Origin of the sequence: Scytonema hankhaensis NUACC26, assembly GCF_045865695.1 — a bacterium.
Lineage (GTDB): Bacteria > Cyanobacteriota > Cyanobacteriia > Cyanobacteriales > Nostocaceae > Scytonema.
The window spans coordinates 1-22896 of sequence record NZ_BAACAP010000246.1 but is presented as its reverse complement, the minus strand read 5'-3'; the positions used below and the strand labels follow the sequence as shown (position 1 = coordinate 22896).

The following is a 22896-nucleotide window of genomic DNA, read 5'->3' as shown; positions in this document are numbered from 1 at the left end:
TGAAATGCACGTAGGGTGGGCAGTGCCCACCAAATGATACTTCTGTTTGACAGAGCAACTACCTACAGTCCTGAGATTTTTTTAAATCATATAGGATTACTATATGTTTGGCACTTAGAAATTTGAACTTGTTTTTATAAGCAGTGGTTCAACTTCTTCAAGTGTAGGGACATCATCGCCTTCCCAATAACAAAAATCTTCCCATTCTGGAAATTCTCCAGTATCAATTGCAAGATAGTTTATGCCTACAACACTCACCAGGACACATTCCTAGATATCTTGCTAACGCTTCATGTCGAATTATGGGTAACGAATAGCTTTCAACTCTAAGTAAAGCTTCATTGCGCGGTAAGTTAACCAACGAAGTTTCATCACTGAGTCGATCGGGTTTGCGAAGAATGATTTCTATTTGGTCAAGCATTATTTCTTTGCCAAAAGCAATACACAACTTATTTGGATTTCCTCCTTTAATTTGAGGGCGAGTAGGAAGTTTATTATAAACTTTTCCTGGTCTCCAGTTCTCATCTCCATAAGTTGTATACTCATCCAACATTTCCCCGTCTTTACTCAGGCGATCCCAAAAAATACTCCCATCATAAACATGAACAGCCAAATCGTATCGCACAAAAGTACACTCGGCGCTCTTCACAAAACTTCACATAAAACTCTTAAGGACATACACCTTCGCATATTTTAAAAAGAAGCAAAAACTTACTTAATTTACATTCAAAACTCCCATTCATGGTTTGGCTCGTCAAGGGCTGCTCTTACTGATATCAAATCAGCAAGGTTTTTAAACGGGCTAGACTTTGGAATTTCTGTAATCCAACACGCTTAGGTAGATAATACTATCAGCCTTTTGATAAAACCTCAACCAGTTCTGGCTTTTTCTTTTTAGCATAACCGGAGATCCCCCGCTTTTTCGCCATGTCTTTGAGTTGTGTCACTGTCAAGGTATTCAACATCCCTACATCTGTAATGACCTGCGGCATTGGTTGAGGGGTTAAGTAAAAAACTTCTTTTAAAGAATTTAACTTTTTCCCTTTTGTTATACCGCATTTTAGATTTGTAATCGGCTCCAAAGTTTTCCAGTACTGACGCGGTGCTTCATCAATCCGATTGGTCGCTACTAAAAGTTTTATGCCTTTTAATTCACTTGCTGGTTTTTCTATCAAGTACTGCAATGCTGATTGAATCTCATCTCTAGTTGCTGTTGAGAGATTAACTTTAGGGACTGATTCTCTCGCAAGAACTTTAGTAAGTTCGGATGTTTGTTCGCTCTTGTCAGCAATAATACACCACACCTTCTCTAATCCCGCTGACTCTGCAACTGCAAAAATAAACGAGTTACCAATGACTTTATAGCGATCTTCTCCAACTTCTGTGACAATCGCTGGTATCCAGTTGCGAGAACCACATCTATTGAGTGTTTTTGCGACTGCTTGAACTAAAAACTCCGGTGCATCCGTACCTTCCCCTGGTTCAATCTCATCTATGGGAAGACACATTAAATTTCCAACATCACTTAAACTCATTTTTGACTCCGTTACTGTAAAAAGTATTCCTTAGCTAGTGCTACATAATATTCGTAAGCTGTCCGATTTTTATAAACTGCAGGAACGCGAGCGAACGCAGCGTTGGCAATGTGTGCGAAACTGGGTACATTAAAAATATGGAAATTTTTTGTTGCGGGAGTGAATCTGGGGTAGAAGTAGGGTGTGAGATCGCATGAACTATTCTTATCTTTCTTGGCTTGATTTAAAATATCATCTATCGCTTTTTCAGCAGTCAGTTTTTGAGCATCAGTTATCTGTTCTCCATTAAAGAAAATAGGAAGCGCCATCGGTCCTCCATCATTTCTTAACTGTTTAACTTCTGGAAGAAAACGATTGATAAAAATTGCCGCATTCTCCAATGAAAAAATATTGTTATGCTTGGTAGGAATCAAAACCACATCTGCCGCATACACTGCACTTTGACTGAAAAATCTCCAGTTAGGAGGGGAGTCAATCAAAATATAGTCATAATCTAATTTTAGTGGTTCTAGTGCTTGTCGCAATCTACTAAATTTTAGAACTTGGCGCAGCTTGTCTTCACCCAACTCTGTCAACTTTTCATCGCTAGTAATGACATCAAATTGGAATACCTTGTTAGACTTAGTTGTAAATTTACGTGTAGTTCTCAACCCCTGAGGAATTTGATTGCTCTTATTCTCTAACCAACTATATAACGCATCTTGACTGGGTTTTAGTCCGAGCGAGTTCGTCAGATCCTGTTGGTTGGGGTCAAAGTCAACAATTAATGACCGTTTACCGAACAGTGATAAAGTAGCTGCTAAATTTACTGTAGTCGTTGTCTTCCCAACTCCACCCTTATTATTATAGATTGCTACAGTTAATGCTTTTTGTGGATTAGCAATCTTGCTTTTTATCGCTTCTATCACCTCCATAGCATTGTCCAGTCTCATTTCCATGCAAGGAAGTGCTGGGTGGATTGCTTTGCCATGCTTTCTAAACAATTGAATGTGCTTTAAATTAGTAATAATCCCCCATTGAGCAGACTGACAATTTGGAGCGAGTAAATAGCGCTTCAGTTGGTGAACTGCTGAGTTATAGTGGGTAGAATTTTCGCTCAAGTTAATGTCTCTACCCTTTATCTCCAAAAGCAAGTTAGGATTTGACTTGGTACGGATAAAAACATCATGACTCGTGTTTTTTCTAATAGCATAATCAACGTTACTGTTACCACTTCCAGTTGCGAAATGAGGAACTGTTTCGGTTATACTATATCCTAGGTTTTTTAAAAATTCTGGGATAACATTACTTATGATTGATTCTTGGGCATTGTCCGGAATGCTTTGCAGTATTTGCACGAAATTGCAGTCTTCCATTAATCTACTTTGTCTGGATAATTTATAATGTTTTATAAACGGAATCGTTTGCCATGAAAACCTGTTTTGTTTGACAGTTTTCTAATCAGAATAGGTATAAAAATGACTGCTTGCCTTGGCGATCGTAGGAACGATACACCTTATGTTCATCATTGCCTTTTTTATTTGTGTCGTTCTATGAAATAGCTTCAAAATCAATTATCTCGATTCCGCATGAATCTTAGCTCAGGAGACACAATCTAATCTGTCACACAGTCATAGAAGAACTCAATGTTGGAGACACTTCATAATATAAGGTAGTAAGCGATCTATCAAGCAATATGCTAACCGTGAAAGTTGAATAACGTCATCTCTCGGAATATACTGAAACCTAACTGAAGCTTGAATTAAGGGTCAGAGTAAAAAGAATCTTTTTCAAAGCTTTACAATTTGTGGCAACATCAGGCTTATTGAATCAGCAACTTTACCGTTCGCTCAGTACAGCAAGCGTTATGTACGCAAATCATCATGTAACAATTAATGACTTTGATGGGAGAGCATCCCAATTTTGTCAAAATACCTAGCGAATAAAATTCGCAGCTATACAAACAAAGTCCGCCTGCGCGGACTAATGGCTGTACGCTCGCCGATTTTTAGAGTCGAGGAGGAATTAATTCCTCTTTCCCTGGCAAGCAGGAGCGAACGTACAGTTATAAGCTCTAATATATAGATATTGCACTTCGGATCGTAAAAACACTATGACCGGAACAAAGCCAACCCGCACTGTCCGCAGAGGAAGAATATTTCCTGAAATACAATGGACTTCAGAACAAAAAGCGCAACGTCAAGCTGAAAGAGAAGCTTTATATCACAGGGCTCTACCTATTTTTAATAAAGTCAAACCAGAATTAGGCTCTTGGTAGATTTTGGTGATGTATTGAAGGTTACCCGCTTTAAGGCAGAGGGCAGAGGGCAGAGGGCAGAAGGAGGAAAAAGTTTGAAGTCGGAAGGTATATAATCGGATTACTAACTTCAAACTTCTGACATCAAACTTTTGGTATGGAATTGCTGTACCACCTATTACCTGATAAAACTTTTCTTAAATTAGACTCTTGGCATCTTGACGAAGCGCTTGCTAGCATCAAATTGATTTTGTCCTCAATACAAACGCTTGTTAAATGTCCAGTTTGTCACAAACCAACTCACCGAATTCATAGTCGCTATGAACGGACATTAACAGACCTACCGTGGGCTGATTACAAAATTATCTGACAACTTAGAGTGCGGAAGTTTTTCTGCATCAATACTGAGTGTAAACGGCGCATTTTTACAGAAAGACTGGCGTCAGTCACTGCACCATGGGCACGACGAACTTTGCGCTTGGCTCAACGATTAACCGATATAGGTTTAGCATTGGGCGGTGCAGCTGGGGTAAGACTCTCAAAGCAATTGGGGGTAACAGCTTGTCGCAACACGCTATTAAAATTAGTACGCTCAATCCCACTCCCACCAGTTGTAACACCGCCAACTCTTGGGGTAGATGACTTCTGTTTTCGTTCAGGTAAAACCTACGGTACAGCACTAATTGATCTAGAACGCCGCCGACCAATTGCTCTACTCAAAGATGCAAAGGCTGAAACTTTAGCAGAATGGTTAAAAGCTCACCCCGCTCTCAAAGCCGTCGATGAAGCATACAGTCTTTCATCAGTAACTCAAACCGACGGTACTGTAGTTGTGCGAGTACCACGACCAACCCGTGAACAGCAGGCACTACAATTAGCAGAACAAAGCCGTGCTAGACCAGTTGCTATCCATCAGCAAGTTTGGGACTTACATAACCAATCGTAGAATCATCGATTGTGGTAAAAAAACTAAGCTAAAGGCAAGCCTTTTAAAGGGAATTACAATACATCTGAATCCTACCAGGAAACTCAACGGATTGTCCACGTTCAGGTAGTATAACCAAAGTCCTGGCGTTCGCTTCGGCGCAAGCTGTACCCAGCTTATCACTCCTTAGCCAAAACCAGAAGTTCGCAACTTCAGACACCGAAAGGTAAAGTTGTACTCCCCCAACCATTAGATGCACCAAGCCATGTTATTGTAAAAAAAGAGGAAACCAGTGCCAATCAATGCCGATAAACCACACTTGTGGAAGCAAGATATTGCCCAGTCTGTAGACCTTTATAATAGTTGGTTCATGGAGTTTGCCCCAAGTGCCTACCGCGACACTCGTATTACCACAACTCAACAAGTCGAATCAGCCTTAGTTTCGACTGCTAACCTAACCAACATCACACTCCCTGAACGGTTACAAGTAGTGAATTCCGTCGGCATCTTGAAACTGTAGTATGGTTTGCATGCCGTTAGATGCTGGATTAGAAAACAGCTTGTCACTTGTGTAACGGATAGCATTTGGACCTTGTGCCCTTACATCTTTTCTGGAAATATCTATTTAACCGAATGACATATTCATTATATTTTATGAAAATGTCAGATTTGACCAGGCAAGATAACCTAGTTAAAGTACCAGTTAAGCTAAATAATAAATTGGTGCAATATTTAAACGATCTTCAATTGAATTTCGCCAAAAGTCTATTCACGTTTATATGGTTTTGATTTTAATCTAAAAATATACAGATTATCTGCTTCCGCTATGCTTATCGCTCTTCTCCAAACTTTAGCAGAAATTCTGGTTGGGGGAACCTCTCTCACCAGTATGGAGCAAATTGACTTTAATATTCCTGGTACTAGACGGGATGACAGCGCAAGCCCTTTTCTAAATCTTTACCTGTACGATATTAGAGAGAGCATACAAGTACAATCAACAGGAAGGCAGATAGACCGCAGAATATCAGAAGGAGGTTTATCAGCCGCTAATGTAAGTTCTTTACCGATTTGGTTTGATGTATCGCTAATCCTAACAGCTTGGAATCGGACAGCTTTAGGAGAATATCATCTTTTAAACGAAGCGTTGACCTTGCTACTACGTCACCGTTCGCTCCGAGAAGAATTTTTAGCTCCAGAACTACGAGGTTTTGGCAATTTATTCATACAAGTTGCAGCAACCCCATTTATTGAAGCAGGTTCTTTATGGAGTGCTTTAAATGCCCCTTTGCGTCCAGCGTTATATTTAACGATCGCAGTACCCTTTGAGCCTGATAAAACTTCAGTACCTTTAATTTGGCAACGAATTGTTGGTCTGAGCGCAGAAGTGGAAAAAAATGGTAGCAGTCGTGTGCTCCATAAGCGGGTTTCGATAGCATGCGCCGTCAAAAGTGCAGTGACAAACTTACCACTTGCAGAAACCAAAGTGACTTTGATAGGAACAGAAAAGTCAGCAACAAGCAATCAAGAAGGATTGTTCTTTTTTGAGAATTTGCGATTGGGCAACTATGTTGTCAGACTTAATTGCTCCGGTTACTTACCTCAAGATTGCAACATCTTAGTAGATGGCAATACTTTCACGTTTAAAGAAGTGTTCCTTACCCCCGTTTAAGAGAACAGACACATACAGCGTTACAGGCGCAACGCAAAAGCGCCCTTACAACTGATTTGATACGGAGAAATTTTCATGGCAAGACTGGATTACTTTGCACCTGGTGTTTACATTGAAGAAGTTGACCGGGGTGCCAGACCGATTGAAGGTGTTAGCACTGCGGTTGCTGGGTTTGTTGGCTTTACAGAGGATGTGCGAAACGGCGCTGAAGTCTTTAAGCCCACGCTTATAACCAATTGGACACAATATCTGAACTATTTTGCTCGTCCTAACTCTGATGGTTTCACTGACTTCAACGCTTACTTACCTTTTGCAGTTTACGGCTTTTTTCTAAATGGTGGTGGTCGCTGTTGGATAGCAAGTATTGGAACTCAATTACCCAATGCAGCTAAATTAACAACGCCAGAACCAGCTATTGTGCAAATCAATGGTCGAGGAAACCGTTTATCCCTCACTCTCAGCTTGCGTTCCGAGCAAGCAGCCGGAGGATTAATTAACATTTTAATTAGTGATAGTTCGCCTCGTACTCTCCCGGAAGGTGTTGAGGGGGAAGCACCTCCAAATACAGGGGAGTATTTCATACTTCAAATCCGTCGAGGTGAAGAAATTCTCGAACAATATGAGAACTTAACTATGAACTCTGAAGTTCCTCCTCAAGTTGGAACTTATGCGGTCACGGCATTACGCAATTCCATGTATGTCACTGTAGTAGAAGCGACTTCGACAGGACGACCATTAGCACGAAGACCAGTGAACGGTCAGTACGAACTTGCTCCTCCCATTATGCCATCTTCGCCCGATCGCTTTATGCGAGATGTCGAGGGAGTACGCGACGATCGCACGGGAGTACGCGGGCTGTTTGAAATTGATGAAATCACCATGATTTCATGCCCCGATCTCATGCGAGTCTATGAAGCAGGACTCATGAACTTAGACCAAGTTCACGGCATCATGGAGTTGATGCTCAGTATGTGTGAAGGTTCTGCTAGTGGTGATATTCCCAACCCACCCAATCGCATGGTCGTATTCGATCCACCACCAGATCGTGTCAAACCTCAAGAAGTCGTGGATTGGCTACACAATTTTAACCGCCGTTCCATGTTTGGCGCACTTTATTATCCTTGGGTAAAAGTGCCTAACCCTCGCAATGCTGGTAGACCAATTCTTATACCTCCATCTGGTCATATAATGGGCGTGTGGGGTCGTGTTGATGAAGCTAGAGGAGTTTATAAAGCACCTGCAAATGAAGTTCCTAGAGGCGTCATCGGTCTGAGCTATGACACTAATTTCCGCGAGCAAGAGCTTTTGAACCCTCTTGGCATCAACTGTATTCGCAACTTTCCTAATCGAGGAATCCGCATTTGGGGCGCACGGACTTTAGTTGAGCCAGACAAGACCGAGTGGCGTTATATTAGCGTGCGGAGACTCATAAGTTATATTGAAAAGTCACTGGAATTAGGTACGCAATGGGTAGTTTTTGAACCCAATGATTTTGACCTATGGGCGCGTGTTACACGCAATGTTAGTAACTTTTTAGAGCGTATATGGCGTGAAGGCGCTTTATTTGGAGCTACACCACAACAAGCCTTCTATGTCAAGTGTGATGAGGAACTAAACCCTCCAGAAACTAGACTTTTAGGACGTTTATATATTGAGATAGGCGTTTGTCCTGTAAGACCTGCTGAGTTTGTTGTTTTCCGAATCAGCCAATGGAATGGTTACGAAGCAGAAAATGAAAGCTAATACCATTTTGGATTTTAGATTTTGGATTTTGGATTGAGATTTCATCTAGGAATCTGTTTTCCAATTGGTATAAAACGCTAAAATTCCCATATTTTTGACATTGTTCGCGAACTGTTTGTAATTTATTATCTTCAAAAGGAGTGGAAATATGGCTGGTCAAGCTGAACCTTTACGTGGGAATACTTGGTATCTAACTATAGATCCCTATGTTCCTAATAGTAAAATGATTTATACAATTAACAATCTATCGAGAACAGTAGAAGCTGCTGGAGACCAAATTACTGGTAGAAACAATAAAGGCGTAAACCGTCATTCTCTACCAGGTTTACAAAATAACCCAGAACCTGTTGAAGTCAAAGTTATTGCAGATGGTGATACCAGCTTGAAAGATTGGTTTACAAAATGCAACCCTCAAAATGGAGGAGTTTCACAAGTATCCAAAAACAAGGGTCAGGGTCTTGTATTTTTAACAGATACTCAAGGGCAGCCTAAAATGCAATTTACTATTACTAATTGTTATCCCATACATCACGGTCTAGAAGGTGATTTATCTGCTGGTGCAAACAGTGTAGTCGTTGAGCATATACGATTAATGCATGAAGGAATCGGTTAATCTTTTCAGAAAAGATGTCAGGGCGCAATAAACATCTGGTAAAAAAGATATTAGGGCACAATGCCTTGCGCCCCTACCAAAACTTTCGGATAATGCATTAAAACCCTTACAAATGACGAATGACTAATGACTAATGACGATTCTTTAAGTATTAACAATGGCTATAGGCGTATTACCAGAAAATCTTCTAACGAATCGCTTCTATGTAGAATTATCACTAGATGGTTCTCAAGAAAATATTGATGCTATTTTTCTGGAGTGTTCGGGATTTACATACTCACAAGACTTAATTGAAATTTGCGAAGTGACTCCTCGAAAGTGGGGTTCAGCACAACAAGGTCTTCCTGTGAGAACTAAAATTCCCGGTAATGTTAAGATGGGGAATATAAATCTCCGTAGATGTCTCACCCACTCCATGACACTTTGGAAATGGTTTGAAGATGTTCAGCAAGGCAATTGGGCTAAGAAACGTAGAGATTTTTCTTTAACTATCCAAGACTCAACCAATAAAGTACAAACAAGACTGCAATTTTCTAGAGGTTGGGTAACCAATTACAAAATTACTGACTTCCATGCTAGTAAGGCAGACATGGCAATTGAAGAACTAGAAATTGCTTTCGAGAACTTTAAGCGCGTGGCATCAAATTAGAACCTCTTAAACCTGAAAACTACCAATACTCATTAACTTTCGCAATTTACTCATGCAAAAAGGAATCTATTAAGTTTATGTTTCAAAAAGAGTTTGAATTTACACTACCCAAAGGTTATGTAGATCCTGATGGTAACATCCACCGTAAAGGAGTTATGCGACTAGCAACAGCTATAGATGAAATTGCACCTTTGCGCGATCCTCGCGTCAAATCTAATCCAGCCTATGCCACAATTATCATTTTGTCCCGTGTCATTACTTGCTTAGGAGCTTTATCTGAACTTAGTCCTATGGTTGTAGAAAACTTTTATGCTCAAGACATGAATTATCTTCAAGATTTTTACCGTTGTATCAATGGTTTTGGGAATGAAGTTTCATCTTCTGAAGATACATCTCACGTTACAGAACAACTTATTAACGCATAAACAGCCTAGTTTTTTATTCCCTACTTTTTATTCCTATGTCCCGTAAAGATTCTCTGCACAATGAATTTACTTTTATTCTTCCGCGAGGTCTCGCAGATAATCAAAACCGAGTTCATCGTCACGGAGTGATGCGTTTGGCGACAGCAAAAGATGAAATTTTAGCCCAACAGCATCCTAGTGTTCGGGATAATCCTGGCTATAGTTTCTTAGTGATGCTTTCACAAGTTATTACGCGCTTGGGTAGTCTCAATTCTGTCACTCCTGATTTTTTGGAAAAGTTAGTCATCCGCGACATTGCCTATTTGCGGGAATTTTATAATCGTGTCAACCAACAAGGAAATGCACGCATTCCTGCTTTGTGTCCCCATTGCAATAATGAGTTTGCAGTGGAGTTAGAACTTGTGGGGGAGCCTTAAGCTACCCTTCAAATAAATTATATGAAGAGGTAGCTTTTCTTGCTTACCATTTTCACTGGTCACACGATGAAATTTTGAATCTCGAACATAAAGCTCGTCAGCGCTGGGTAACAGAAATTAATAAAATAAATCAGCAAACAAAAGCTTAATTTTTTCTAAAAAATTAATTCTGTACAAGCGTATTAACTCAAATAATTAGTTTGGATGTAGGCATATTTTGTATGCCATACTCTAAGCATAATTATTCCCGTCCAATTCAATTCTATTAAAAGTTAGATTTTATGATGAAAGTAAGAGTTTTGAATGCAGAAACATTGGATAAAATCAACGAGGTTAACCTTAACCTCATTCCCAATGAAAACAACGAGTACATTATTGGACGTTCTTCTAAATCTGGTCTAGTCCTTGATAGCCTGGATGTGAGTCGTCAACATGGCAAGTTCTTCTTGCGTGATGGGAATTACTATTACTCTGATTTAGGTAGTATAAATGGTTCGTTAGTAAACGATAAACTTGTTGAGACAGACCAAGTTTATGCACTCAAGTCTGGTGATGTTGTCCGTATTGGTGAATTCCTTCTGGTTATGGAAGAAACCAATAAAAATAATGAAGAGCCTGAAGCATTGCCAGTAACAGTATTGAACATGGATTGGCAAGCAGCTATGGCTGCTATCAAAGACCGTGTAGTCAAGCCAGAAAATGAAGCCTTGAAGGTCATGGCTCAAGATCCAGAAGAAATACATGAAGTTGCTGAGCCTGTTTTTAGTCATGGTTCTCAATCACTGATTAAAGAGTCCGAAGAATCAACTTTTATTCAGCCCACAGAAGAAGCAGAAGTCTCAGAACGTAACACTGAAACAGTCATCAATGAAGACAAAGAAGCAATTCAAGCAGTAAATGCTCAACAAATCTTCAATGAAGATGACAATAATATTTCCCAACCAGTATCTCAGGACTCCGAAGACGAAACCCCTGTTGCTCAAATCAGTGCTGAAATACCAGAAGTTATAGATGAGGAAGACCGGAAAGACGACGAACAACAGCAGGAGGAAGCAATTCCAACAGTTGATGCTCAATTGCCTTTAGCTGAAGATGAATTGGATGAAGATGAAGGTGACGATAATCTCATCTCTCAACCAGTGTCTCAGGACTCAGAGGACGAAACCCCTGTTGCTCAAATTAGCACTGAAACACCAGAAGTCGTAGATGAGGAAGATCGGAAAGACGACGAACAACAGCAGGAGGAAGTCATTCCAACAGTTGATGCTCAATTGCCTTTAACTGAAGATGAATTGGATGAAGATGAAGATGACGATAATATCATCTCTCAACCAGTGTCTCAGGACTCAGAGGACGAAACCCCTGTTGCTCAAATTAGCACTGAAACACCAGAAGTCGTAGATGAGGAAGATCGGAAAGACGACGAACAACAGCAGGAGGAAGTCATTCCAACAGTTGATGCTCAATTGCCTTTAACTGAAGATGAATTGGATGAAGATGAAGGTGAAGATAATCTCATCTCTCGACCAGCATCTCATAACTTAGAAATTATTAACGAAGAGGAATACGAAAATCTAGTTTCAGCAGTGAATACTCAATTAACTCTAGACGAAAATGCAGTTTCTGAAGAAACTAACATTGAAACTCAAGAGGTAGACGATTTTGATGCGATCGCTAACACAGTTGAAGAAGCAGAAAAACTTTCAAACGAGGACGAAGTAGACAATTCTCAAACAACGCTCGACCCAGATATTGAAGACGCAAGTGAAGAAGATTCTGAAACCTCAAATCAAACTCCTCAGCTACCAAAGCAAGCTTTAGAGATTCTGAGTAAAAAGTACATTGCTCTTATGGCTCACGATACTAAGAAATCTGATTTGGTAGATTTCGTAACTCAGCATAAAGATTTTTTATTCAGATGTCTCACCATCTCAACTCCCAGCATCAGTGAAACTTTATTCCTTAAAACTGGTTTTGCTACTTCTCAAAAGACTGCTTCAGTACCAGCAGGAGGACATCAATCGATAGCTGCTTTAGTTGGCTCGGGAGATATATTAGCAGTCATTTTGTTGAAAGATATCTTACCGATTCAAAGTCAAGCCAATGAAGATGCGCTCTTGCGGTTATGTAATGCAAATCAAGTTTTGGTTGCAACAAATTTGCCAACAGCAGAAGCCGTATTACTCTATATTAAAAATATGGTAAATGCTGTTTAATTAACAGTTCTGTTGACTCAATCAACTATAGCAAAGGATTTGGCGATGTAATATACAACCAAATCCTTTGTGGTTAGAGAATTTTTTACCCCCCTTATACCATTTTAGATTTTAGATTTTAGATTTTGGATTGAGACAGCTTTTTAGTTTCTATTACTTGGTTTCTGCTCAATATTTTGTTGATAATAGTGGAATTGAATATAAATACCAATGCTACCAAATATAACCAAGCCTATAACAATTACTATCTCAAAAATCAGTAAAAGTTGAATTAGAATATTGCGAGAGTGAGGTGTTTGCCTAGAAGGCGTACTTTGAACAATTGTAGCATCAGGAACTTCCTTTTTTGAGAAAGGACTTTGAACGATAGTGGTATCGATCATTTCTTCTTTAAAGGAATTACTCTGAGCAATCGTAGCATCAGGAACTTCCTTTTTTGAGAAAGGACTTTGAACGATAGTGGTATCGATCATTTCTTCTTTAAAGGAATTACTCTGAGCAATCGTAGCATCAGAAACTTCCTTTTTTGAGCAAGAACTCTGAACGATAGTGGTATCAGTCATTTCTTCTTTAAAGGAATTACTCTGAAAAATAGTAGCATCAGAAACTTCTTTTTTTGAGCAAGGACTCTGAACAATAGTAGTATCGGTAACTTCGATCGCATCTTGCAAAGACTGTTTTGACTCATCTACTGTTGCAAGGCGGTCATCAATTAATCGATCTATCAAGGGATCTGGTTGAGAAGAAGATTCCATTTTGCAAATTTTTATAAAGTGAATATTTCATACAGATTCTTTTATGGCGATCGCTCTCCCCAGAGAGTTCTCGAACAGCTTTCAGCGAGCCTGAAGTTTTAGAGGATGTTTGAAAAGCAATTAGCTGTCATTTTAATCACATCATTACCCCCCTTAGTCCCCCCGATGTATTGGGGGGAAATAAGAGAAATCTAGTTCCCGGACCAATACATCGGGGAGGGTTAGGGTGGGGTAAAAAATATTTGATACATCAATCATGACTTTTCAAACAACCTCTTAGCTATTGACAAGACTTGACCATAATAAATAACAAATAATTTGGAGAAAAAGTTTAGTCTTTCGTCTAATATGTCTTTATTGTAACTTCAAATAAATCGCATAACTTTTCCTCAAAAAATAGAGATGTTTAGCTGTAAGTTTAATTTTTCATCAAAAGCATTGTTAACTGAAAAAATCAGCTTGTTTCTTTAGTATACTTATTCATATAACTTTTGAAACCTCAACCTAAGAGGATGTTTGAAAAGTAGTTAGCTGTCATTTGAATCACATTATTACCCCCCTTAATCCCCCCGATGTATTGGGGGGAAATAAGAGAAATTCAGTTCCCTCCCCTTTATAAGGGGAGGGTTAGGGTGGGGTAAAAAATATTTGATACATCAATCATGACTTTTCAAACATCCTCTAACACTTCTACAATAATTGCTAATTAATTTAAAATTTAAAATATTTTCAGGCTTGCTATATGAAACCTTCTTCTCAATCAGATCCCTGGATAGGTCGTTCAATTGGTGACCATCAGCGTTATCGCCTAGACAAACGTTTGGGGGCTGGTGGTATGGGAGATGTTTTTCTTGCTATGGATACGCTGCTAGGTCAACAAGTCGCACTTAAACTCCTCAAAGACACTTTAGTGACCTCAGGAGAATTAAGAAAGCGCTTTGAACGGGAAGTTGCTGTGTCTGCGGCTCTGAAAAGCGACCATATTGTTCGAGTTACTGATTATGGAGTGACTCAAGAAGGTTATCCCTTCTATGTCATGGAGTACTTACGCGGACTCAGTTTAGGACAGTTATTACGACGTGAAGGTCGGCTGTCTATAGAGCGAACAATTAAAATTGTTTCTCAAGTGTGTGATGGTCTGCATCTTGCTCATGCAGGAGTCACTTTATGGCGAAATCATGCGACTGTTAGCGAACATATCCAAGTAGTTCATCGTGACTTAAAACCCGACAATATCTTTTTAGTTCCTACAACTTTAGGAGAACTGGTCAAGATTTTAGATTTTGGAATTGCCAAAATTCGCCAAGATTCCGCCGAACAGACCAAACTCACAAATATGTTTTTAGGTACGTATCACTATGCTGCACCCGAACAGTTGGAGGTCATGACGAACCTGGATGGACGTGCGGATATTTACAGTCTGGGTATTATTATTTATGAAATGCTGAGCGGTACCGATCCGTTTGGTCTTGGATTCAATACACGTAGAGTAACAGAAATTTCTTGGGCTATAGCTCATACCACTAAACCTGCTGTATCATTGCGATCGCTACCCGGTTTGTCACAATTACCAGTAGCACTTGAAACACTAGTCATGAAGTGCTTGCAAAAATCGCCTGATGACCGCTTTGCGACGGTAGACGAATTGAAGCAGGCGTTGCAAGCAGCGATGGTTGTAGAAGGCAAAACAACACCTTTGGTAAAACCTCCCCTTCATAGTGCTGATGACAAAACTATTGCACGTTCTCCCCAAAATTCCCAGGACAAAACCATTGCGCGTCCTTACCCAAACGAACGGGGTCAGACCATTGCACAACCGAGAATTCCCTCTCAAACCAGTAATTTTGATAAAACAGTTCGTAAGAAAGTAGTGACTGGTGAAACAATTGCCCAGAATTTATCCCCTCTCGAAATAAATTATGACGAAAGCACTGTTTATCGACCGCTAACCCCTCACGAACAAGAAGTTTCAGATGCAATTTTATCGTTAGAAATGGATTCTCTAATTGAGCTTCTTTCAGAGGTTATAGGACCTATCGCTCCTACCTTAATACAAGACATATCAACACGAATATCAGATATTAAAGAATTAGTAGAAAATTTAATGCTTTACCTTTCTCCGCAACAGAGACAAGAGTTTGAGAAGAAAGCAATATTGTTTAGCCAAAAACCCATTGATAAAACCAAACCACGCTTACAAAACTGGCAAAATCAACCAGTAGATAGACGATTTACACGTGAATGTGAAGAAGACTTAGCTCAATTAATTGGTCCAATAGCTCCTTCACTCATTCAAGGAATTCTGACATCTTACCCCAAAATTTCTCCAGTAGAGATGGTTGGTCTTTTAGTAAAACAGATTCCTAACTCTAAGATAGCTGAAGAATTTAGACTACGTATCTTGAGTTAGGAGTTAAGTCCAACTACTGATTCTTTTGAGATATCAGCCTCATAGCGATTTCCAAACTAGATTTCATTCTATTAAATGAGGCTGCTAAGACACCAATTTCATCATTAGACTTTTGTTCAAAATCAGAACTAGCTTTGCCAGTACTAACAGCTTGAGCAAGCTTTGATATTCGTATGATAGGTTTAATAACCGCCCTTCTTAGTAAAAGATTAATGACAAGAATAATTATTGCAAAAATACCAATCTCAATCGTCATAACTAACCACCAAGAATGATTGGCACGTTGTAGAATTCTATCAGCTGGAACATAAATTATTTGAGCGAAAATAGTTTTATCAAGTTGCCAACCAAAGCCATTTTTGTCTCCATAAATTGCTAGCTGACTTTTTGGGGCTTTATCTGGAGTGGAATGGCATTGGAGACAAGTTGGGTTATCAAAATTTAGGCGTCGGGCAATATAATATGCTTTTCCTGAAGGCAGGTTTCTAAAACCAGATTGTTCTGTGTTGGCTGGATTACTACTAAATTGGTTAATTATTTGTCTTTCAAAGTCATCAGCCTTATCTATCACATTAGTGGGCTCGAGAGTCGCTTCTTTGTAAACAAAATCTTTATATCGCTCGTTTTTACGGATATTATCAAAAACCTTTCTTGCAGAAAAAGATGCTACTGTTTGTGGAATAAATTCTGTACTGTTTTGCAACTTATTCTCGAAAAGAGGAATTATCTCATCTGTAGTATAGTCTCTCACAGAATTCATTGATTGAAGTAAACTATTAGCTTGATTGGTTATTTCCTCTTGTGCTTTTTGCGTAAGCAAATTTGAGAAAATAAATCCACCAACTATAATACTACCGAGAAAAACAAGCATTAGAAGAAAGTTAAACTTATTAGCCAGTTTTAAATTTTTAGTTATTTTTTCGAACTTGTTAGATAACTCTGTACTTTTAAGCATACGTTTCAATGAGTAAATATAGTATTTTTACTGATTAATCAACGAATTTTACAGATGGTTTTATCAAATCAATTACCATAAGAAACCATCTCAATACATACTATTGAGATTTACAGTATAAAGACAATAGCTAAAAGTCGAATTGTGTTGAATTCTTTGATAATTTAAAAATCAAAGCTGACTATGTTAAACAACTGACGACAAAACTACTTAGCGATGTAGCGGGGGGAAGATTAAAAGCAATTATCAAGGACATATTTTCACTAGAAAATGCGGTTGAGGCTCATCAAGCCATCCAAGAAAGACGCTTCAAACAGCTCGTGTCTACATTTTGACAATTGTGCTAACAAACCAAAACTCTAGCAGTATTGATACTACATCTATCAGCTATTTGCTTAGAGGATGTTTGAAAAGTGGTTACTTGTGATTTTAATCACATTATTACCCCCCTTAGTCCCCACGCGTGAAAGGGGGGAAACAAGAAAAATTCAGTTCCCTCCCCTTTCCAAGGGGAGGGTTAGGGTGGGGTAAAAAATATTTGATACATGAATCATGACTTTTCAAACATCCTCTTATAAACATACTGTGAACTATGGAGAGTATTGCCAGATAACACCAAAGTTTAGTTTGTTTCCTTAATATAAGTAATACTTATAAAATATATTACTTATTTATATGAGTTTTATATTTCCTTGCTCGGCTTCAAACGATATTCTAGAACACGTATGTCATAATTCCATGACATTTTATGGATGCCAAACTCTTTAAATCGATGAATTTGAATTTTTTACCGATAAAAATGCTGATTTATGGTTCAAGGTTCTGTTTATTAGGATTTGAATTTTAGCTGATAACTCTCATTAAAAGTTCTGCCTATTGACAGAGTTTAGGAATGTTGTAATGAATTGGCTCATAAAGATTAGCTAAGAAAATAAATACACTTAATCTTTTAGGTGTTTTTGGTTGTTGTGTTGTTGGTTGTAGTTGCTCTGGAAAATTATGAAAGGTTATTTACCCAAAGGACGGTTTTATTCAAACTATCTAACGAGGTTGAATTATCAAAATGTTCAGGAGAAATGGAAAAACTATTGCTTGAAAATATGTGGAACTAGGCGTTCATCTTGCTTACATAGACCTCACCATATACATATATTTTGGAGTTGGTGCGGTAGTTTTATTGGAATAGCAGCAACAGCTTACCTTTCTGTAAAAACTAATTCTCCGGGAGCAGTTGCATTAGTTGTGATGATGACGAAAGCATCCTGGCAGTTTCTTTTAACTCCTGCCTTAGAAGGTTCCATAATTTTGGTACTCTGTGCTGTGGTATTCAATAATCTGGCACACGAGAGAACATATCCCAAGTATTGGTTCTAACTGTTGATCTTGTGAGTGCCCCCTTTCGCCCTTGAGAAGTATGAGGGCATATACATAGCTGCCATCTGCCCTCGTACTTCTGCCTTCTTGTTAAAACCTGTTAAATCTTGGTGGAGGCATAAAAGGAGCAGAAGGTGGAATTGATGAAAGTGGAGTGGGAGTACTGACTTTCACAGAAAAGCCTTTTGAATTGCTATGACCGAATTTATCAGTTGCTGTCAATTGAATTGTACTTGGTAAGGCTTCATTAGCCACCAGGTTTAATGAACCGGAGGAAGCAACAGTTCCAAAAGGTGTCAGCTGAACGCTAATGTCTTCACCCTCAACTTTCCACTGCAAAACGACAGGTTCGTTGGGTTGAAGAACTATATTAGGTTCTTGGCTATCATTCAGTGTGAAAAATATAATCTGAAGTGGTTTAGATAGAATGTTAATTGTAGATTCTATTGAATAAGAATTGGGGGGCTGACCTGACTGAGAAAAAGCTTGGAGTGCAAACGTATATTTTCCTGGTTCGGGAGTTTTTAAAGAAATTTTAGTACAGGTAAGCAGTTGAGGTGTTAGCTGACATGACTTTTTCAATTGGTCGTTTGTATAAGTTGCAAGGACATTCTCACTTCCACTATCTGATTTACCAGTAATTTTTAGTTGTGCGAGTTGGTCTGGATTTTGAATTGTCCAGCTTAAAAGCATTGTATCACCTGATGTGTACTGGCTTTTGTCTAATTGAAAACTCCCAACTCGGGCTGCTGGTTTTTCATTGATTTTGACTGTGATACTTTGGGTGGAAGAAGGTTTATTCTGTCCTTGAGTGTAGAGTTTAAGGGTAAAAGTATAACTCCCTGGCTGTGTAACGCCAGTATCGTAGTTTGAACAGGTTAAGTATTTAAGTTGTGCTTGACAGATATTATTGAGTTTATTGGGAATCCCTTTACGGAAATCAAAAATCTGAGGAGCGCTAGGTATTTGGCTTTGATTATTTGTCTGTCCTTGATTATCTATCTCTAGCTTAGAAATTTGTTGAAAGTTGCTAACTTGCCAATCTAAACGGATTTCATCACCTTGAATGTAATTAATACTATCTGGGGAAAAAGCAACTAACTGTGCTGGAGAAGGTGGTTTTAAGAAAAATAACCAAATTAAAAATGCAATTCCTACTATACTTCCTATAAGTGTTATAAAAAAAGGAACAAATTGCCACCACGGTCGAGAGTTCCATAATAAAGTACCTTCAGGTAATTTATCGGGTAAAGGGTATTCGTCTTTATCTTGCAGACTAACCTGAAAATTCAGAGAAAGCGCAGAACCAAATAACGGTCGTCGCCACCACGGTCTGGGTTTCACTGTTAAATTAACTTTAGTACTTTTATTGGGGAATAGGCGTACTTTCCGAGGCTCGCATTCATATTTATAGAGTTGTTCTTCATCCCGGCTTTTGATATTAAGTTTTAAATCCCGTGGTGTGTTACCCCGGTTAGTCAGTTTGATTTCATATAACCCAAAACTGTTACTGACTTTTCCGCGAAGGGTATATAGTTCGACATCGAGTAAGTGTATGGGAGGAATTTGGATGTATACCAAATCTAGCAGCACTAAATCTGGAGAGTTCGCTGAGTACAAGCGAATCGTTGGAGAGTAACTACCAGCTAGAGTATTGACAGGAGGCTTTAATTCTAACAGGATTTTTCCTCTTGTATTTGGATTGAGTTCTAATCCACTTGTTCCAGCTAATATACCAAGTCCTTCTACACCTGTATTGGGGTAACGAATTGCATACCAATCATCTTCTAAATCTGAGCAAACTAGACGAAAGCGATCGACTCGGTTTGACCGATTGTCAACCATCACTTCTATCTGCAAAGCCTCTTTTGATTTGAGAATTATTGGGTTACGAGGGTTACTTGCTGGTTTTAACGAAAAAGTGGGATCGTTAACTCGAACGACAGTATGCTCTTTGAGCATAACTTTGAGTTGTCGCGGATACTGTATCGGCGTGTCTTCAGGAAAATGTTCTGGAGCATCTACAACTAGAGTATAGTCATAGGTTCCTGGTAAAGTATTTGCAGGAATCTTAAATTGAAATGTTAACTCGCTACTCTGTTGAGGACCGAGTGCTAAGCTTTCTCGCGATGAGTTGCTCCATTGATGTAGGGTTTCTGATGCTTCATCAAAAAACACATCAATAACAGCACCTCGATCGCTCTGATTGGTAATCACAATATAAAGTTCAACCGTATCTCCAGGCATTGCGGGTTGAACGCCGGGAGGATCTATAATCACCGATAGTGGACTAGCTTTGTTTTGCATTTTAAAGGAGTTTGTTGATTGTGGCTATTGTGGCAAGCGGTGAAGTTGTACGAGTAAGCGATCGTCACCATCTACAACCATCGTTCCTTGAACATCTTTTGTTAAATCTAATGTGTTGATTTTAATGTCATTTCGAGCAGCAAGTTGACCGTTGGCGGCTTGTGCTCGGTCTAATGTTTTATCGGATTTTAAAGGCCAAATGATAATTTTTCCATCGTCTCCAGCACTCACTAATTTGCTACCGTCTAAGTAAAAGTTAAGACCTCGTACTGATATTTGTGATGCACGCCAGCGATCGCGCAATTGGCATTGTTGCTGAATAAATGTCTGTTGTCCATCGGGAGTCGCATTATTGACGGTGCAGTTATCTAGATCCCATATAGAAATAAAACCATCAGAATCGGAAGTTGCTAGTATGTGAGAGCCAGGAGCAAAAGCAGCATTCCAAACATAGTCCCCATCACCACCCACTAACTTCGATCCTGATAATTGCCTTAACGTTGTTTCTGGAGAACTTGGATTCATGAGCATGACACGCTTAAAGTCTCCAACTGTCGCCAAAATAGTCTCATCTTCACTAAGGGCTAGCGATCGTATGGGGTACTTTATATCTTTTCCTAAATCAATAACTTGTGGGTTTGATTCAAAGTTAGTACCGGGTCCCGATCTTTTCCACAGTCTTACCTTACCACTGCCGTGAGCGCTAAATAGGTTAAGGGAGTTTTCGGTAAAAACGAGGGTAAATACGCGATCGCTAGTCATATCATTTGGATCGCGGAGTGTATTTTCTTTTTCCCTTGTTCGGACATTCCAAAATTGAATCTCTCCACTTTCTAAACCAGCCGCAATGCGATCGTTATCTTTCGGCATAAAACGTAAAGTTCGTACAGCCTGACCAATCACTGCTAAAAGACCTCTCGCTGATGGTGCTTTCCCATCACAAGTAACTGCAATAGGACTTGCAGCCATTCCTTTAGGGTTTAAGCGATCGTCATCAACTGACCAAATACGGATTGTACAGTCATCGGAACCACTGACCACTGAGAAAGAATCACCACTAAAGCTTACAGAATTTACAATATCTGTATGTCCTATAGGTGCGGGCATTAGAAGAAGTGCAAGTAGTGCTGCAAGTATTGCCAGTAAAGATAATAACAACCATAAAGGTATAATAGGTAAGACCTTAACATCAAGGCTCTGAGTTGTCGGGTCTGTACTACCCAAACGTCCATCTGAGAGTAAAGCTTTAGCTTCTAGCCGTAAAGTTTTTGGAAATCCTATCCAAGGGCGTTTTGTGCTGATATAAAGGAGTACTTTAGTCACTTCTCCTAAAGTCAAATCGGCATTTTCAGGAACTGACTTATAAGTGACTTTTCGCCAATCTCTACCTTGAAGTTGTATCTCAACTTGCTGACGGAGATTGGTGCTATTCTTAAAGAGCAATTGAAATGATGTTGAGTTAGACTTGCGATCGGGTAATCGCCACCACTTACTATGATTGGGAATGGTTTGTTGTTGTGGCTCAGCAGTAAACCCAACAAAGCCGACTGGCAAAACTTCAAGCACGCCATCGGCTTGGGTTGAAGCACCATCGCGACTTATTGCTTGAACAGTGAAAGGGTAATCTTCGCTAGGCGATCGATCTGCTGATGGAGGTTGGCAAGGAAAAGTTGTCTCAATTTGAGCACCTGGTTCTAGAAGTAATCTTCGTTCTGCACTGTTGGTAAGCCAAGAAGGAGAAATACCATCAAGACGGAGTAAAGTTTCTACGGAATGCGGACTCATATTCCGCACCCTTGCTACTATGTCAACTGAATTACGGGGATACACTTGAAAGCGTCGCACTGGCAATTCTAGAATTAACAGTGTAGATGCAGATCCGGGCAGAATGGTAAGTCTCAACACCAATTTACGCTCTTCACGTAACTGAGGTGAAAAGATTCTCACGCTTAAATTTATAGTGCCAGTAAATGCTGGTAATGGCGTATCAAAAATTTCAACCGTGAATTGAGTACTACTGCCAGGAGGCTTAGCGGCTGCAACCTCTGGTGAGAGACGATACCACTGAGAACCCGAACTACGACTTGCTCCTGCTGCTATAACTTCCATCTGAAAAGCAGCAAAGCGATCGCTACCATTAATGACAGTAACGTCAAACGTAGATGCCATACCGCCCGGTTTAAATGTCACACTTTGAGTCGAAAGACTAGCATTAATAATACGGTTATCCATATATCACTGATTTATCAGCAGCAGTTTACCTTTGGGCATCTGCCCCTACATAATGATGCGATCGCAAATTACCGTAATTGCATAGACTTTAGTTTAATTTTTAGAGATTTTTACTGTTTTTCTAAAATTCTTTTCGTTTTTTTGACCTTTTCTAATTACATTTAATATTATGTTCGGCTACTTACTTGTCAGCACCCTCTCCTTAGAGGATGTTTTAAAAGTCATGATTGATGTATCAAATATTTTTTACCCCACCCTAACCCTCCCCTTATAAAGGTCCGGGAACTGAATTTCTCTTATTTCCCCCCTTTCCTTATAAAGGTCCGGGAACTGAATTTCTCTTATTTCCCCCCTTTCCCTATAAAGGTCCGGGAACTGAATTTCTCTTATTTCCCCCCTTTCCTTATAAAGGTCCGGGAACTGAATTTCTCTTATT

At 39.4% G+C, this 22896-nt stretch carries 19 protein-coding genes and 2 pseudogenes; 13 read left to right on the top strand and 8 right to left on the bottom strand.

The features are described from left to right. Positions 1-223: 223 nt before the first annotated feature. From ACKTT2_RS43640 to ACKTT2_RS43630, 3 genes are all read right to left on the bottom strand, one after another. Positions 224-649, bottom strand: coding sequence for a hypothetical protein (locus tag ACKTT2_RS43640; RefSeq protein WP_407898405.1), 426 nt, complete (start codon positions 647-649; stop codon positions 224-226). Between the two features lie 202 nt (positions 650-851). Then, positions 852-1535 (bottom strand): Rho termination factor N-terminal domain-containing protein, encoded by a 684-nt coding sequence (locus ACKTT2_RS43635; RefSeq protein WP_407898403.1) that lies wholly within the window; start codon positions 1533-1535, stop codon positions 852-854. Positions 1536-1546: 11 nt separating this feature from the next. Continuing rightward, positions 1547-2890, bottom strand: coding sequence for an AAA family ATPase (locus ACKTT2_RS43630; protein WP_407898401.1), 1344 nt, complete (start codon positions 2888-2890; stop codon positions 1547-1549). A 737-nt stretch (positions 2891-3627) separates the two neighbouring features. Here ACKTT2_RS43630 and ACKTT2_RS43625 point away from each other — a divergent pair. The 11 genes and pseudogenes from ACKTT2_RS43625 to ACKTT2_RS43575 all read left to right on the top strand — a co-directional run bounded on the left by ACKTT2_RS43625 (position 3628) and on the right by ACKTT2_RS43575 (position 12427). After that, positions 3628-3792: a hypothetical protein gene (locus ACKTT2_RS43625; protein ID WP_407898399.1), complete on the top strand. Its 165-nt coding sequence runs from the start codon at positions 3628-3630 to the stop codon at positions 3790-3792. Positions 3793-3928: 136 nt separating this feature from the next. Then, a pseudogene (locus ACKTT2_RS43620) lies at positions 3929-4711 on the top strand (transposase family protein); the annotation flags it as partial. Between the two features lie 277 nt (positions 4712-4988). Then, positions 4989-5216, top strand: coding sequence for a hypothetical protein (locus ACKTT2_RS43615; RefSeq protein ID WP_407898395.1), 228 nt, complete (start codon positions 4989-4991; stop codon positions 5214-5216). Positions 5217-5522: 306 nt separating this feature from the next. Continuing rightward, on the top strand, positions 5523-6365 hold the full coding sequence (locus tag ACKTT2_RS43610) for a Pvc16 family protein (RefSeq protein WP_407898393.1): 843 nt from the start codon (positions 5523-5525) through the stop codon (positions 6363-6365). A 75-nt stretch (positions 6366-6440) separates the two neighbouring features. Next, a complete protein-coding gene (locus ACKTT2_RS43605) occupies positions 6441-8108 on the top strand; it encodes a phage tail sheath family protein (protein WP_407898391.1) in 1668 nt (555 codons plus the stop codon). Between the two features lie 148 nt (positions 8109-8256). After that, on the top strand, positions 8257-8721 hold the full coding sequence (locus tag ACKTT2_RS43600) for a phage tail protein (RefSeq protein ID WP_407898389.1): 465 nt from the start codon (positions 8257-8259) through the stop codon (positions 8719-8721). Between the two features lie 157 nt (positions 8722-8878). Beyond that, the gene (locus ACKTT2_RS43595; RefSeq protein ID WP_407898387.1) at positions 8879-9370 is read left to right on the top strand and encodes a phage tail protein; all 492 of its coding nucleotides are present in this window, start codon (positions 8879-8881) and stop codon (positions 9368-9370) included. A 77-nt stretch (positions 9371-9447) separates the two neighbouring features. After that, a complete protein-coding gene (locus tag ACKTT2_RS43590; RefSeq protein ID WP_407898385.1) occupies positions 9448-9795 on the top strand; it encodes a hypothetical protein in 348 nt (115 codons plus the stop codon). A 35-nt stretch (positions 9796-9830) separates the two neighbouring features. Beyond that, positions 9831-10211, top strand: a complete 381-nt coding sequence (locus ACKTT2_RS43585) for a phage tail assembly protein (protein ID WP_407898383.1) — start codon at positions 9831-9833, stop codon at positions 10209-10211. Between the two features lie 20 nt (positions 10212-10231). After that, a pseudogene (locus tag ACKTT2_RS43580) lies at positions 10232-10360 on the top strand (DUF6760 family protein); the annotation flags it as partial. Between the two features lie 132 nt (positions 10361-10492). Next, entirely contained in the window at positions 10493-12427 is a 1935-nt protein-coding gene (locus ACKTT2_RS43575; RefSeq protein ID WP_407898381.1) for an FHA domain-containing protein, read from the top strand. Between the two features lie 143 nt (positions 12428-12570). Here the strand turns inward: ACKTT2_RS43575 and ACKTT2_RS43570 are convergent, their stop codons facing one another. Further along, a complete protein-coding gene (locus ACKTT2_RS43570) occupies positions 12571-13182 on the bottom strand; it encodes a hypothetical protein (RefSeq protein ID WP_407898379.1) in 612 nt (203 codons plus the stop codon). 742 nt (positions 13183-13924) lie between these two features. On the opposite strand from ACKTT2_RS43570, the gene ACKTT2_RS43565 reads away from it, so the two are divergent. Further along, positions 13925-15592 (top strand): serine/threonine protein kinase, encoded by a 1668-nt coding sequence (locus tag ACKTT2_RS43565; RefSeq protein WP_407898377.1) that lies wholly within the window; start codon positions 13925-13927, stop codon positions 15590-15592. A gap of 13 nt (positions 15593-15605) precedes the next feature. Here the strand turns inward: ACKTT2_RS43565 and ACKTT2_RS43560 are convergent, their stop codons facing one another. Then, on the bottom strand, positions 15606-16547 hold the full coding sequence (locus ACKTT2_RS43560; RefSeq protein WP_407898375.1) for a Tll0287-like and HAMP domain-containing protein: 942 nt from the start codon (positions 16545-16547) through the stop codon (positions 15606-15608). A gap of 999 nt (positions 16548-17546) precedes the next feature. Between ACKTT2_RS43560 and ACKTT2_RS43555 the strand changes: the two genes are divergently transcribed. Further along, complete coding sequence (locus ACKTT2_RS43555) at positions 17547-17921, top strand: HPP family protein (RefSeq protein WP_407898373.1); 375 nt, start codon at positions 17547-17549, stop codon at positions 17919-17921. Between the two features lie 90 nt (positions 17922-18011). Here the strand turns inward: ACKTT2_RS43555 and ACKTT2_RS43550 are convergent, their stop codons facing one another. The 3 genes from ACKTT2_RS43550 to ACKTT2_RS43540 all read right to left on the bottom strand — a co-directional run. Then, positions 18012-20228 (bottom strand): hypothetical protein, encoded by a 2217-nt coding sequence (locus ACKTT2_RS43550; RefSeq protein ID WP_407898371.1) that lies wholly within the window; start codon positions 20226-20228, stop codon positions 18012-18014. Between the two features lie 24 nt (positions 20229-20252). Beyond that, positions 20253-22460: a hypothetical protein gene (locus ACKTT2_RS43545; RefSeq protein ID WP_407898369.1), complete on the bottom strand. Its 2208-nt coding sequence runs from the start codon at positions 22458-22460 to the stop codon at positions 20253-20255. A 246-nt stretch (positions 22461-22706) separates the two neighbouring features. Then, positions 22707-22896: hypothetical protein (locus tag ACKTT2_RS43540; RefSeq protein ID WP_407898367.1), on the bottom strand; the 190-nt coding region annotated here is incomplete at its 5' end.